Annotated in this window: 13 protein-coding genes; all 13 read left to right on the top strand. The window is 39.1% G+C overall.

The window, feature by feature from the left end:
• Window positions 1-31: 31 nt before the first annotated feature.
• The 13 genes from AB3M96_RS10265 (at window position 32) to AB3M96_RS10205 (ending at window position 14,361) form a co-directional block, all read left to right on the top strand.
• Window positions 32-1,012: an N-acetylglucosamine kinase gene (locus AB3M96_RS10265; protein ID WP_412967513.1), complete on the top strand. Its 981-nt coding sequence runs from the start codon at window positions 32-34 to the stop codon at window positions 1,010-1,012.
• 118 nt (window positions 1,013-1,130) lie between these two features.
• Window positions 1,131-2,084, top strand: coding sequence for a GNAT family N-acetyltransferase (locus tag AB3M96_RS10260; RefSeq protein WP_412967512.1), 954 nt, complete (start codon window positions 1,131-1,133; stop codon window positions 2,082-2,084).
• Window positions 2,085-2,094: 10 nt separating this feature from the next.
• A complete protein-coding gene (murQ, locus tag AB3M96_RS10255; protein WP_412967511.1) occupies window positions 2,095-3,060 on the top strand; it encodes an N-acetylmuramic acid 6-phosphate etherase in 966 nt (321 codons plus the stop codon).
• Complete coding sequence (locus AB3M96_RS10250) at window positions 3,014-4,111, top strand: serine hydrolase domain-containing protein (protein WP_412967510.1); 1,098 nt, start codon at window positions 3,014-3,016, stop codon at window positions 4,109-4,111. Before murQ ends, AB3M96_RS10250 begins: the two co-directional genes overlap by 47 nt.
• A gap of 41 nt (window positions 4,112-4,152) precedes the next feature.
• A complete protein-coding gene (locus AB3M96_RS10245) occupies window positions 4,153-4,869 on the top strand; it encodes a PIG-L deacetylase family protein (protein ID WP_412967509.1) in 717 nt (238 codons plus the stop codon).
• 15 nt (window positions 4,870-4,884) lie between these two features.
• The gene (gene nagZ, locus AB3M96_RS10240; protein ID WP_412967508.1) at window positions 4,885-6,480 is read left to right on the top strand and encodes a beta-N-acetylhexosaminidase; all 1,596 of its coding nucleotides are present in this window, start codon (window positions 4,885-4,887) and stop codon (window positions 6,478-6,480) included.
• A 31-nt stretch (window positions 6,481-6,511) separates the two neighbouring features.
• Window positions 6,512-7,678 (top strand): anhydro-N-acetylmuramic acid kinase, encoded by a 1,167-nt coding sequence (locus AB3M96_RS10235; RefSeq protein WP_412967507.1) that lies wholly within the window; start codon window positions 6,512-6,514, stop codon window positions 7,676-7,678.
• 308 nt (window positions 7,679-7,986) lie between these two features.
• Window positions 7,987-9,318, top strand: coding sequence for an ABC transporter substrate-binding protein (locus AB3M96_RS10230; protein ID WP_412967506.1), 1,332 nt, complete (start codon window positions 7,987-7,989; stop codon window positions 9,316-9,318).
• A 66-nt stretch (window positions 9,319-9,384) separates the two neighbouring features.
• Window positions 9,385-10,305, top strand: coding sequence for a carbohydrate ABC transporter permease (locus tag AB3M96_RS10225; RefSeq protein WP_412967505.1), 921 nt, complete (start codon window positions 9,385-9,387; stop codon window positions 10,303-10,305).
• Window positions 10,306-10,316: 11 nt separating this feature from the next.
• A complete protein-coding gene (locus tag AB3M96_RS10220) occupies window positions 10,317-11,285 on the top strand; it encodes a carbohydrate ABC transporter permease (RefSeq protein WP_412967504.1) in 969 nt (322 codons plus the stop codon).
• 55 nt (window positions 11,286-11,340) lie between these two features.
• Window positions 11,341-12,492 (top strand): exo-beta-N-acetylmuramidase NamZ family protein, encoded by a 1,152-nt coding sequence (locus AB3M96_RS10215; protein ID WP_412967503.1) that lies wholly within the window; start codon window positions 11,341-11,343, stop codon window positions 12,490-12,492.
• A gap of 20 nt (window positions 12,493-12,512) precedes the next feature.
• On the top strand, window positions 12,513-13,460 hold the full coding sequence (locus AB3M96_RS10210) for a GNAT family N-acetyltransferase (protein ID WP_412967502.1): 948 nt from the start codon (window positions 12,513-12,515) through the stop codon (window positions 13,458-13,460).
• A gap of 25 nt (window positions 13,461-13,485) precedes the next feature.
• Window positions 13,486-14,361, top strand: a complete 876-nt coding sequence (locus AB3M96_RS10205; RefSeq protein ID WP_489672277.1) for a MurR/RpiR family transcriptional regulator — start codon at window positions 13,486-13,488, stop codon at window positions 14,359-14,361.
• Window positions 14,362-14,462: the final 101 nt, after the last annotated feature.

The raw sequence follows: 14,462 nt of genomic DNA, 5'->3' as shown, positions 1-14,462 counted from the left end.
GGTAATTAATTTACTTTTGGAGGCTACGTCAATGTATGTACTTGGAATTGATGGTGGAGGGACAAAAACCAAAGGTATCATTGCAGATGAGTTTGGCAATGTATATGCTGCAGAGCAGGTAGGACCAACAAACCAAAATGGAGTCGACATCAAGATCGTTGAAAAGGAAATGGACTCATTACTAACTTCTTTACAAAGGCAGAATGAAAAGGTATTTGCTAATCTACATACTGTTTTTGCTGGAATGTCTGGTGTGGATAGACCTGAAGCCAAAGAAGTGATAAACAATATTTTCAAAAAATATCTACCAACTAATGTAAAGATTATCATTGATAACGATGGAGTCAACGCATTGTACTCTGGAACGTTGGGATTACCAGGTATTGTTCAGATAAGTGGAACTGGTTCCATAACATTTGGAATAAATGAAAATGGTGGGCGAAAACGTGTTGGTGGATGGGGTTATTTGATTGATGATGAAGGCAGCGGCTACGAGATTGGTAGAGAAGCGCTACATGCAATTTTTAAAGCGTATGATGGACGAGGACCGAAAACAATTTTAACAGATTTAATTCAATCACACTTCAATGTTACAGAAATCCCCGACTTAATAACCCATATTTATGGAGGAAACGCTCGAAATATCATTTCGCCATTAAGTAAGTATGTTACAGAAGCTGTCGATCAAGGCGATGAAGTAGCAAAACAAATTATCCAACAAGCCACTACTAAACTTGCTCATTCAATTATGAGTTTGTATCAACAGCTTTTTATAAATGATGTGAAAATGAAAATCCCGATTGTTTTAGTCGGAGGAGTTTTCTTACGATCTGAATTATATATACCAGAAATGGAATATTTGCTAAAACAAAAAGGGGCTAATGTTGAGTTTCTAACACCTGAGATAGAACCGGTTGGAGGAGCAGTTGCAGCTGCCTTAGTTCAATCAGATTGCAGATTAGAAGAAAATTTTAAAAAGAATATAAATAATTATGAAATAATAGTACAATAGTTCTACTTTATTGTTGATTTTTTATTTCAAATACATAGACAGTCTGATATAATAAAATTACAGTTTAACCTGTTTTTGTAAAAAATTAGCTATCAAGCTGTTAATCGGGGGAACCAAGATGAAGTTTATTCCTTGGGATGTAAAGTGGTTACCAGAACTAGTAAAGCTATGGAATTTAGAATTGGGAACTGATTTCCCAATGAGGGAAGAACTTATTCAACAAAACAGTTTTCAAGATCATACTGTCCTGAAATCTGCTTCACATATTGCAATTAATGATGACAAAATGATAGTTGGTTTTATTGTAGCAAAAAAGATACAGAAACAGATGGATATCCAACTAAATACAGAAGTAGGGTGGATTCAGGTATTACTGGTTCATTCGGATTTTCGTAATAAAGGTATTGGAAGCGCTTTATTGACGAAGGCTGAAGATACATTAAAGAACCAAGGAAGTAAAACAATATTTCTGGGACGTGATCCTGGTCATTACTTTCCTGGGGTTCCAGTAAAATATGAAACTACTAAAAGGTGGTTTGAACATAAAGGTTATCAAGCGATTGGTATAGAATCCGACTTGGTACGAAATTTCAAAGACGATGAAATTGAGCCTGTTCAGAGTATTAAGGATATCCAAATTAGCTTAGTAAAACAAAATGAACAAAATGACTTACTTTCCTTCCTCCATCATTGTTTTCCTGGTAGATGGGAATATGAGGCTGCACAATACTTTGAAAATGGTGGCACTGGAAGAGAATTCGTTATTTTTAAAAAGAATAACCAGATTATTGGTTTTTGCCGGATAAATGATTCAAAGTCTCCCATCATTGGTCCGAATGTTTACTGGTCACCATTGTTCCATGGGGAACTTGGTGGGATTGGACCGTTAGGGATAGACTCCGCAGAGCGTAAAAACGGCTACGGACTCGCGATTGTAAAAGCAGGAATTGCTTACTTACGAGGAAGACAGATCGACAGCATTGTAATTGATTGGACGGGATTAGTGGACTTTTATCAAAAGTTGAACTTTACGATATGGAAACAGTATCAGCAATACAGTAAGAATATTTAGTCCTTTCTAAATGCAAAAAAGAGAACAATTAGATAAGACGAATTGGAAAGGCGTGTTGAATTTGAAGGTGAATATTACAACGTTAACAACGGAGCAGCGGAATCAGAGGTCATTAACAATTGATCAGTTATCGACTGCAGAGATTATAGAGCTCATGAATGATGAAGATGGTACTGTATCACAGGCAGTTAGAAAAGCTCTTCCGCAAATTGAGCAAGCGATTGAGTCTATCTATGAAACTCTAAAATTAAATGGCCGTTTATTCTATATTGGGGCTGGAACTAGCGGCAGATTAGGTGTTTTAGATGCAGCTGAATGTCCTCCTACATTTTGTACACCACCAGAGATGGTTCAAGCGATTATGGCAGGTGGAGAGACTGCTATGTTTACAGCGGTTGAAGGAGCGGAGGATGACCTGGAAGGCGGGGCACGCGACTTAGCACATAGAGGCTTTTCAAAGAATGATATTTTAGTGGGAATTGCGGCTAGTGGAAGGACTCCATATGTAATAGGTGCTTTACAGTACGCTCAAAATCTAGGTGCAAGAACAGTTTCACTTGCTTGTAACAAAAGTGCTGAGATTAGTAAGTTTGCAAACCATAGTATTGAAGTGATTGTAGGGCCAGAAATTGTATCTGGATCTACACGGTTGAAATCAGCAACAGCTCAAAAAATGGTTCTAAATATGCTATCAACTACAGCGATGATTAAGCTTGGGAAGGTTTATGGGAACTTAATGGTAGACCTTCATGCTAGCAATCTGAAGCTAATAGAGAGAGCAAAGCAAATTGTCATGGATGTTACTGGCGTATCGTATGATGAAGCCGAAACAGTATTAAACCAAACAAATCAAAAAGTAAAACCGGCTATCGTCATGATTTTAGCAGGTGTTCCGTTAGAAAAGGCAAATGAAGTAATCGATCAATCTAATGGTTTCACAAGAAAGGCGATTGAACTGGCAAACGAAGGGAAGTGAGGATATGAAAGAAAAGGTTCTACCTTTCTTACAACAAGAAATAGACCAAAATCATATCCCTGGGGCGGTCATTTCCATTTCATATAAAAATGAAACCGTTTTACAAGAGGCGGTTGGAAATCGCGTTGTGTTTCCGTCAAAGGAACCGATGGAGCTGACGACTGTTTTTGATTTGGCTTCACTAACAAAGGTTGTCGCGACACTTCCTTCGTTATTGTTGCTAATGGAAGCTGGGGAACTACATCTTGACGATACGGTCGGTCATTTCATTCCTGAGTTTAAAAAACAAGGTAAGGCAGGCATCACAATTAAGCACTTATTAACTCATTCATCAGGGCTACCGGCTCACAGAGAATATTTCAAAGAATCCTTAACCACTGAACAAATTATGGAACGGATCTTTGAAGAAGGTCTTATCGCACCTTCAGGTGAAAAGGTCATTTATAGTGATTTAGGTTTTATCACTCTATATAAAGTAATCGAAAAGATTACAAGTGAAAGTTTTCCGGAATTTGTGCAACGTGGGCTTTTTGAAAAGCTAGATATGAAGGAAACTATGTATCTACCAAGCTATGAAAGAGAGCGCTATGCTGCAACAGAGTATAGCGAGCTTTTGAAGGATTACAAGCATGGCATAGTTCATGATGATAATACGGAGAGTATGGGCGGTATCAGTGGCCACGCGGGTTTATTTTCGACAATAGCAGATCTCTCCAATTTTGCTTCAATGATTGAAAATGGCGGAGTATTTAGAGGGAAAAAGATATTATCTGAACAAACTATCCAACTGACAAAACAGAATTTTACACCATATAGTCAGGAGTTCCGCGGATTAGGATGGATTTTAAAAAGTCCAGCACTATCTAGCTGCGGTGATTTATTCTCAAAACATTCCTACGGACATACAGGTTTTACAGGAACAAGCATATGGTTTGATCCGGAAATCCAGCTTCATGTCATATTGCTTACGAATCGGGTTCATTTTGGAAGAAAGGACCCTATCATTCGACTTCGACCAAGATTACATAATATAATTCGCGCACAGTTTTAGCTGAAGTTCAAAGATAAGCAGGATGAACGGGGGAACTAATGATGACAGACAAAATCCATCTAATGATAGTCGGGGCACATTGCGGAGACGGTGAGATACAAGCTGGTGCAATTGCTCACAAGTATGCAAAAGCAGGACATGAGGTAACCTTTCTTCATCTAACAGCTGGTGAAAAAGGGACTCCACTACATTTAAGTGTTGAGGAATACAGAATTCAAAAGATTAAAGAAGCAGAAAAAGCGGCAGCTGTATTAGGTGCTAAAAGTATCACCCTTTCTTATAAAGACGCAGAATTAAAAGAAGATGATGCCACTGTTTCTGAACTTGCGAAGATTTTTAGAAGGCTAAAGCCAACAGTTGTTATTACACATTGGGAAAATAGCATGCATCCAGATCATGCGCTTTGCCCAAGGCTCGTGCAGGCTGCATGGCTAAAAGCGGCATTACCAGGGTTTGACTTGGATGGTTTACCTCCTCATTCGTTACGAAGAATGCTTCATAGCGAGAACTGGGAAGACATGGAGGGGTATGTGCCGGATATCTATGTTGATGTAACCGATGAATTTGATACGTATTTAGAAGCGTTGTCTCAATACTGGTTTATTATGAATTCCTCAGATTTCCGTTATTACGATTACTATAAAGCACTAGGAACGATGAGAGGATGCTTGAACCGTACAACGTATGCACAAACATTAAAGTTTCCCACAGGAGCAAATGTTAGAAAAGGCTCAAGTATACCAGGTTTTGAATTATAAGAGGAGGTGACTCATATGAACAACAAGGAATTGAGAAAAAAGGTCGGCCAGCTTATGGTTATTGGTTTTAAAGGAATAACAGCTTCTGATGAAATTAAAGAATTAATCAGAGACTATCATGTTGGAGGAATCATTCTTTTTGGCCGTAATATAGGGACACCGAAGGAGATTCTTTCGTTAACAAATGAGCTTCAAAAGGTGGCAAAGGAAGCAGGGCACGAGCATCCACTCCTCATTTGTATCGACCAGGAAAATGGCGTTGTTCGTAGATTAGGAGAAGGTACAACGATCTTACCGGGAGCTATGCTCTTGGGTGCGACTGATAACCCGGAAAATGCTTATAAAGTTGGAGAAACCACTGGTAAGGAATTAAAAGCACTGGGTATTAATTGGAATCTCGCACCTGTTCTGGATGTTAATAACAATTCGGAGAATCCTGTAATAGGAGTTAGGTCATTCGGTGAGTCGGCGGAAAAGGTGTCTGAGTTCGGAAAGATGGCAATGAAAGGGATGCAGAAAGCGGGGGTAATTACTACTTTAAAGCACTTCCCAGGTCATGGAGATACAAATGTTGATTCCCATCTTGATTTACCAATTATTTCACATAGCATGGAACGTTTAGAGCAGATTGAATTGAAGCCATTCATTGATAGTATCGAAGCAGGTGCTGATACAGTCATGTCAGCTCATGTGTATTTCCCTGCGATTGAAGATAAGGCAGGCGTACCGGCAACCTTATCTAAAAAGGTAGTAACAGGTCTATTAAGAGAAAAGCTTGGGTTTGATGGAGTAGTCACAACAGATTGCATGGAAATGAATGCGATTGCAAACACGATTGGAACGGCTAAAGGTGGAGTAGAGGCAATAAAAGCCGGTGTTGACCTAATTATGGTTTCACATCTACACCATCTTCAAAAAGATACGATTAAAGCGATAGTTGAAGCGGTTGAGGCTAATGAAATTGAAGAAGGGCAAATACAAGCTGCTGTCGGCCGTGTAACTCGATTAAAAGAAAAGTATTGCAGTTGGGAAGAGCTTAAACTTGAAGATAAAGTTGAAGTCCCAGCTATTGTTGGGTGTATGGAACATATTGAACTAGCTACTAATATTTACAAGCAAGGCATTACCATTGTAAAAAATGACGGAGTATTACCGCTCCAAGCAAACGAGAAAAAAGTATTAGTGGTTTATTCGGAGAATAAATACACTATGCAGGTTGAAGATAAACGTTACTCTTCAATATTCCTTGGTCAAACAATCAAGGAGATTGATGGAAATGCGGAGGTTGTTGAACTATCAAACCCTGCCACAGATGAAGAGATTAAGAGTGTTGTTCAAAAAGCACCTAATTATGATGCAATTATTGTGGGTACACTTACGGTTCTACCAGGTGACTCGCAAGCTAAGCTAGTCGAACAACTATATGAAACAGGATTACCAGTTATCGTTGTTGCTACAAGAAGCCCATATGATTTAGCTTATTTACCAAACGTTCAGGCGTATGTGTGTACGTATGAATTCCCATACCCTGCATTACAGATGGCAGCAAAAACGATATACGGGCTCGAACAGGTAACAGGAAAATTACCAGTAACTATTCCATCTAACTAAAAATAAAGATTTAGGAAGGGAGGGGTCATGCTTGGTAAATGACAAGCCTAAATATGTTGTTGGCTTAATGTCAGGAACTTCATTGGATGGTATTGATGCTGCGTTAGTTTCGATAAGTGAAATTGGCACAGAGCTTAACGTAAATCTTGTTCATTTTAAAACACTTCCTTTTTCAGAATCACTAAAAACAAGAATACTAGACCTTTGTGACCCAGATCGTGCAAGGATTGAAGAAATCTCGTACATGAACATGTTGTTAGGTGAGTTGTTTTCAGATGCAGCAAAGCAAGTAGTGCAAGAAGCTGGCTTAGAAATGAAAGATGTAGACATTATCAGTTCTCACGGTCAAACCATTTTTCATCAGCCTGAAAAAAGTACTACTGAAGGCTATGCCGTTTCGTCTACCTTACAGATTGGTGATATAGCAGTAATTGCAGAACGTACCGGAGTAATGACAGTAGGCGATTTCAGAACTCGTGACATGGCAGTTGGTGGCCAAGGTGCTCCGCTAGTTCCGTATGCGGATAAACTATTATGTAGGGACCAATCAGTTGGTCGAGTGTTAGTAAATATAGGGGGCATCGCTAATATAACAGTGCTACCGCCTGCAACAAGTAATGAGTCTGTTCTTGCATTTGATACAGGCCCAGGAAATATGCTGATTGATGCTTTTACTACATGGGCATCAAATGGAAAGCAAACCTTTGATGACAATGGAGAGATTGCGGCAAGTGGAACAGTGAACAATAGCTGGCTAAATGAACTATTAAAACATGAATACTATCAATTTCCTATTCCAAAAAGTACAGGTAGAGAATTGTTTGGTATTCAATATGCAAAACAGCTTTGGGAACTAAATACTCAACTATCTCCAGAAGATAAAATAGCAACAATCACAGAATTGACTGCAATAACCATTTCAGAAGATATTAAAAGATTTATAGATTCCTATCAAATTGGAGAGGTTTTTATAAGCGGAGGAGGTTGGTACAATCAAACACTTCGCAACTCCATAAAAGCTCACCTTCCTGAAACAATTAAACTAGCGAGTACGGATGAGTTAGGAATACCAGCCGACGCAAAAGAAGCAGTTGTCTTTGCACTACTAGGCTATCAATGTGTGATGAAGCGGCCTAATAATCTACCATCTGCAACAGGCGCAAGTGCTCCAGTGGTGATGGGGAAGATTGCTTGGTAATAAGAAAAGCGCAAGCGCCTTATAGAGGAACGTCGCCTAAAAACCGCCACGTCCTGTGGCGAACGCCGACATCAGCACATCCTGTGAAAGTCCGACAAGGAGGCTGTTGCCGCCGCAGGAGGGGTGAAGCGACCTCGAGGGGCTAGGCGCTGGAGCTAGACATAAAAAATTAGTGAAAATACATTCGAAATTATTAAAAAACACGCACACTGAAAGGAGGCGAGGGCCAAGAAGCACATAACTTGAAATGCCAATTTGAAAAATTCTTACGGATGAAAAGGAAATATACTTAAGGGGGAACTATGAAAATGAAAAAATGGCTTAGTCTTTTACTTACAGCTATGTTGGTTATTGGTATGCTGGCAGCATGTAGCAAAGATGAAAACGCATCAAAAGATGGCGAAGATGAAAAAGCTTGGACAGGAAAAATCACAATTTGGGATGGACCTCGTTGGGCTGACGCAGAAGATAACAAGTATCACTGGTTAGAAAGCAAAATTGAAGAATTTGAAGCAGAGCATGAAGGTGTAGAAATTGAACTAGTTCAAGTACCTTGGGCAGAGCTTCCTGATAAATTAGGCGTTTCAATTGCAGGTCAATCTTGGCCAGACATCGCTCCAGTTGATATCAGCGGTAGTGCGGTAAGTATTGAACATATCGAACAAGGTGTAATTGAGCCTGTTGACGAATTATTTACAAAAGATGAACTAACAGATTTCTATGATAATGCATTAGATGCATACACATTCGATGGAAAACTATATGGAGTTCCAAACTCTTTAACAGTACACACAATGCTTTTAAACCTAGATCTATTTGAAGAAGCTGGAGTAGAGCCTCCTGCAAACGGAGAATGGACTTGGGATGAATTCGTTGAAACAGCTAAAAAGCTAACTTTTGACAGAGATAACGATGGAAAAACAGACGTATATGGTTTCTCAACTTATATACTTCCTGGATATTATGAAGCATGGCCATTCTTCTATATTAATGGAGGTAGTCCATTAAATGAAGACTTGAGCAAGTTTACGTTTACAGAGCCAGAAGCAGTAGAAGCAATTCAACAGCTTGCTGACTTAAAATTAAAGCATGATGCAGCTCCTGAAACATTAGGTGGTCAAGATGTAGGTGGTACATTCCAAGCTTGGGCAAACGAAGAGCAACGTACAGTTGCAATGCAACCATGGGCTACTTGGGCAATCAGTGCAGCTCAAACTAAGTTTCCAACAAACTTTGCTGTAGCAAACTACCCAACTGGATCAACTGGTGAACCAGTTACAATCGGTGGTGTAGGTGGCTGGACAATGTTCCACCAAGAAGAAGCAGGAAAGAAAAAAGTAGTTGGTGAGTTTATTAAATACATCTCTTCAACTGATGAGCAGTACACAATGGCTACTGAATATGGTATTTTCCCAGCACGTAAATCATCTGCTGACAAAGATCCGTATAAAGATAATCCAGAAATGAAACGTGCTCAAGAAATGTCTTCTCAGGTTGTAATGCTTCCTCGTCATCCAGAGTGGAAGAAAATTGATGAAGCAATTCAAACTGAGCTTCAATTAGTATTCAACGGTGAAAAGACAGCAGAACAAGCAATGAAAGATGCAGAGAAAAAGGTTAATGAATTCTTAGGCGAATAGCAACAAGACGGGCAGGTAGTCAAGTGTTTGACTCCCTGCCTGTAATGAAAGATTGGGGGAATAACCTTGAAACCCGTTCATCAAACTGCAAATGCAGTAGTGGAAACAAAAAAACCATCTATATTTAAACAAATAATAAAAAACTATCCCGCATACTTATTTTTACTTCCCAAACTAATCCTGTTTATAGCATTTATTGCAATACCGGTAGTATGGGCATTCATTCTGTCTTTCCAGGAATATAAAGTCTTTGGAAGTGAGTGGGCTGGCCTTGATAACTATATAAAGGTATTTAAAAGTGATGCCTTTTACGACGCATTAGGGAACACGTTCCTTTTTACGGTTGTAACGGTACCATTTAACGTAATAAGTGCACTCATTATTGCTTCTCTTATCCATCCTCTCGGTAAAATGGCTCAAAGCTTCTTTCGAGGAGCATTTTATTTACCAACAGTTACATCAATGGTAATTGTTGCGATGGTATGGCGCTGGATGTACAACTATGATTTTGGATTATTTAACTATGTTCTAGGTTTATTTGGAATGGATCAACTTAACTGGTTAGGACAATCCTCATCAGCACTATGGGCGCTAATCATCATGCAATGCTTAATACCATTTGGAGTAGGTATTATCTTATATCTAGCTTCCATGGGATCAATCTCAACTGCGTTATATGAAGCTGCAACAATTGATGGGGCAAATGGTATTCAAAAATGGTTTTATATCACATTACCATTATTAAAGCCATCAACATTATACTTAGTGTTATTAAGCACAATTGGATCATTCCAAGTCTTCACACAGATCATTATGATGACAGGTGGAGGACCAGGAACAGCAACAGAAACGCTTGTTCATTTAATCTATAAAACTGGATTTAGAGACTTTGAGTTTGGTTATGCTGCGGCACAATCAGTCGTTTTATTCTTTATCATTCTAGTATTTTCAGTTATTCAATTCCGTGTACTTCGGTACGATGAGTAGGAGGGGACATCATGACAACAGGTATTCAAAAATTAAACAAGCTTATCATTTATTTATTACTTTCCGTGTTCGCAATTGTTTCCCTTTTACCATTATATTGGGTATTTAGTACATCTCTACAATTAAGCAGTTATCAGGATGAGGAACTAGAGCGTCAAGTATCATATGTAGATTCAAACCCGCCGAAAATGTATCCGATGGGGATTACAGAGTATTTTGAGCACTGGGGAAAAGCACGCGATGCTGAAAATTCAGGAGATATGGAACAAGCAACTTATCATCGTGATGTAATGGACCGAATTATTGAAGATACTTTTTCTGGATTCACAACATTATTTAAAAAGAACAATATTGGTGTTTGGTTTTTTAACAGTTTATATATTGCGGTAGTTGTAACAATCGGTGTATTACTCTTCGACTCAATGGCCGGGTATGTGTTAGCGAAAAAGAGATTCCCAGGACGGAATTTAATCTTCTGGTCAATTATCGCGACAATGATGATTCCAGGACAGGTTACATTGGTTCCGTTGTTTATCATGGTTCGTAATTTCGGAATCATGGATACACACTGGGCACTAATATTCCCGGATTTAGCAATGGTATTTGGTGTATTCTTAATGAGGCAATTTATGCATTCAATCCCTGATGAGTTATTGGATGCTGCAAAAATAGATGGAGCAAGTGAATGGAAGACATATTGGAGCATCGTACTCCCATTAGCAAAACCAGGACTGGCTGCACTAGGAATCTTTACATTTATGAGCGTATGGAATTCTTTCCTATGGCCAATTATCGTATTAAATAATGCTGACTTATATACATTACCAGTCGGATTGAAGACATTACAGGATGCGAACTTAGCGAGCTTTAAGCTTCTCATGAGTGGAGCGGCTGTTGCTTCTATTCCAATGATCATTGTATTTATCCTATTCCAACGTCATTTCGTAAAAGGCTTAACATTAGGTGGCGTAAAGGAATAATGAAAAACAAAAAAGAGAGAGATAATCTCTCTTTTTTTAAAGAAGGGACATCGTTATGAGAATCGGACTTGATTATTTCTTAACAGATCATCTTCACTTGTGTAAAGGTAAAAGGGTTGGTTTAGTTACCAATATGACAGGTGTCAATCAACAATTAACACCGGCGATCGACCTTTTCCATGCCCATCCTTCAATTGAGTTAACAGCTTTATATGGTCCAGAGCATGGAATAAGAGGTAGTGCAAAGGAAGGCGAGAAGGTTGATTTCTTTGTAGATCCTTATACAAAAGTACCTGTTTATAGCTTATATGGTGCAACAAAAAAGCCAACGAAAGAAATGCTGGAGCCGGTAGATATTATCTTTTTTGACTTACAGGATATCGGAGCACGTTATTATACGTTTATCTATACGATGGCATATGTGATGGAAGCTTGTGCTGAGTTTGGTAAGGAATTTGTCGTGCTTGATCGTCCAAATCCGATTTCCGGTACTAGACTAGAAGGTAATTTAGTAGAAGAAGAGTGCCGCTCCTTTGTTGGGTTATATCCAATCCCTAACCGCCACGGAATGACCGTTGGGGAACTAGCTTTGTTTTTTAAACATGAATTTGGGATTAATTGTAATGTAACGGTTGTTCCAATGGAAGGCTGGAACCGGGATATGTATTATGATGAAACAGATCTATTTTGGGTTCCGCCTTCACCAAACACAACGGGGATGGATATGTGTATTTTGTACCCGGGGACATGTTTAGTTGAAGGGACGAATTTATCAGAAGGAAGAGGAACGACACGTCCTTTTGAGTATATCGGCAGCCCATTTATTGAAGGCTATCAAGTAGCAAAGAGACTGAATGAGAAAAAGCTACCTGGTGTCATTGCTCGTCCGATTTCTTTTGTTCCAACGTATTCAAAACATAAGGACTTACATTGTGAAGGAATTCAACTGCATGTAACTGATAGGAAAACGATACACTCGTTAGCCACAGGGTTGACAGTTCTCGAGACGATTGCAGAAATGTATCCAAAGGAATTTGAATTTGTTCAATTTGGTGAAAAGAAGACCTATATGTTTGATTTACTTGCCGGTACGAAGGAATTGAAGGATCTCGTTGTAAAAGGAGAAACAAGTAGATTCATAGAAAGCAGTAGAGTACAGACTGAAGGATTTTTAAAACAGAGAGAACCCTATCTTTTATATAAATAAATGTCAGAGGAGAGAACCCCATGATTACGTATCGCTATTATCAATCAGGAGATGAACAAAGCATCGTTACCCTTTGGAACGACTGTTTAACGATGGATCCTATTACACAGCAACGCTTTCGAAATCTTGTCTTGCTTGATGCCAATTTTGATCCACAAGGGTTACGTATCGCTACAGATAACGAAAAAATAGTTGGTTGTGTGTATGCGATACGTAGATTGTTACCAATGGAAGGTACGGAATTGGAGCCTGAAAATGGGTGGATTCCATTTTTCTTTGTGCATCCTTCATATCGCAAGGCGGGAGTTGCAGAAAAATTATTGAACGATGGAGTAGAATTTCTTGCATCTCAGGGTAGAAAGAATGTATTCTTTGCTTCATACGCACCTAATTATATCTTGCCTGGTATCGATGAAGAAGCATATCCTGAAGGCTATGCATTTTTAGTAAAACAGGGCTTTGAAAAACAATATTCACCTGTTGCAATGGATCGAAGCTTAGTCGGTTATGCTCCAGCAAGTGATGCAATGAAACTTAAGGTAAAGCGCGAACAAGAAGGTTATACATTTTTACAAGCACAGGATAAAGATTTATATGAAGTAATCCAGTTTGCTAATAAAACCTTTAACCCTGATTGGGGAAGAGCCATCCGAGAAGGTATACTACAAGGTCTACCTCTTCATCGAATCTTAATTGCTAGAGACGGTGAAAGATTAGTAGGCTTCTGTATATATGGTGGTTACGAAGGGATACCAGACCGCTTTGGTCCATTTGGTGTTGACCCTGACCAACAAGGAAAGGGATTAGGTAAAATTCTGCTACATGAATGCCTAAAAAATATGCGTTCTGAAGGCTTGCATGGTGCTTGGTTTTTATGGACTGGTGAAAAAAGTGCAGCTGGACATTTATACAAGAAAACAGGTTTTGAAGTAACACGTAAATTCCACGTGATGAAAAAATTAATATAATATATTCATAAGAGAGTTGATATTTATGGCCTTTATGACCGGGGGACTTGTTATGCTACAAGAGATGCATACAACCCTACCACCATCTGAACGAAAAATAGCTCAATATATTTTAGAAAATCCTCAGGATACAATTTCATTAACGGCAAGTGAACTCGGAAAACGAAGTTCAACAAGTAGTGCCGCTGTTATTAGACTTTGTAAATCACTTGATTTAAAAGGCTTCCAGGATCTAAAGCTGCGAATAGCGGGCGATCTGCAAAAAACGAAAGCGACAGGTTTTCGTGATATCGAACCAAATGAACCAGCGCAATCAATCATTGAAAAAATGACAAATAACAGCATTCAAACGATTCGCGAAACGGCAGAGTTGTTAAATACGGAAGAATTAGAAAGAGCAGTAGAGGTTCTTAAGAACGCAGGCACCATTCACTTCTTTGGGGTGGGCGCGTCAAGCATTATTGCCCAAGATGCACAGCAGAAGTTCCTGCGAATTGACAAAAAGGCAACCGCATTCCCTGATCTCCATATGGCAGCAACTCTTGTTGCAAACGCACAGGAAAATGATGTAGTTGTAGGAATTTCATTCTCAGGTAAAACCTTTGAGGTAGCAAAGATACTCGAGATTGCAAATAAAAAAGGCGCACACACGATTAGCTTAACGAAGTATGGCTCATCGATTGTTACAGAGCAAGCGGATATACGTTTATATACGTCTGCTACAAAAGAGCCAACCTTTAGAAGTGGCGCAACCTCTTCCCGCATTGCCCAGCTTCATGTAATTGATATCCTATTTATGAGTGTAGCCTCACAAGCCTACGAAGAAACAATAAGTCATCTTGATGAAACAAGAGCAATGATTGACATGCTGCACGATACAATTAAACAGAAACAGAAGTAGAAAAGGCCCCGGTGTGGGTCTTTTTTTTGCTCGCAGATAGGAAAGTATAAAACTCTTTCCAATCTGCATAAGTGCAACTACGGCTCTGCTGTCGCCTAAAG

Source organism: Ferdinandcohnia jepli, assembly GCF_047246645.1.
Classification (GTDB): Bacteria; Bacillota; Bacilli; order Bacillales; family Bacillaceae_L; genus Ferdinandcohnia.
Note: the sequence above shows the minus strand (reverse complement) of the source record. Positions and strands in the feature narration are given on the sequence as shown.

Bases quoted from the DNA above. Each gene is read 5' to 3' on its own strand.
- AB3M96_RS10265 (WP_412967513.1), top strand. From the start codon at position 32: ATGTATGTACTTGGAATTGATGGTGGAGGGACAAAAACCAAAGGTATC.
- AB3M96_RS10260 (WP_412967512.1), top strand. From the start codon at position 1,131: ATGAAGTTTATTCCTTGGGATGTAAAGTGGTTACCAGAACTAGTAAAG.
- murQ (WP_412967511.1), top strand. From the start codon at position 2,095: ATGCAAAAAAGAGAACAATTAGATAAGACGAATTGGAAAGGCGTGTTG.
- AB3M96_RS10250 (WP_412967510.1), top strand. From the start codon at position 3,014: ATGGTTTCACAAGAAAGGCGATTGAACTGGCAAACGAAGGGAAGTGAG.
- AB3M96_RS10245 (WP_412967509.1), top strand. From the start codon at position 4,153: ATGACAGACAAAATCCATCTAATGATAGTCGGGGCACATTGCGGAGAC.
- nagZ (WP_412967508.1), top strand. From the start codon at position 4,885: ATGAACAACAAGGAATTGAGAAAAAAGGTCGGCCAGCTTATGGTTATT.
- AB3M96_RS10230 (WP_412967506.1), top strand. From the start codon at position 7,987: ATGAAAAAATGGCTTAGTCTTTTACTTACAGCTATGTTGGTTATTGGT.
- AB3M96_RS10220 (WP_412967504.1), top strand. From the start codon at position 10,317: ATGACAACAGGTATTCAAAAATTAAACAAGCTTATCATTTATTTATTA.
- AB3M96_RS10215 (WP_412967503.1), top strand. From the start codon at position 11,341: ATGAGAATCGGACTTGATTATTTCTTAACAGATCATCTTCACTTGTGT.
- AB3M96_RS10210 (WP_412967502.1), top strand. From the start codon at position 12,513: ATGATTACGTATCGCTATTATCAATCAGGAGATGAACAAAGCATCGTT.
- AB3M96_RS10205 (WP_489672277.1), top strand. From the start codon at position 13,486: ATGGCCTTTATGACCGGGGGACTTGTTATGCTACAAGAGATGCATACA.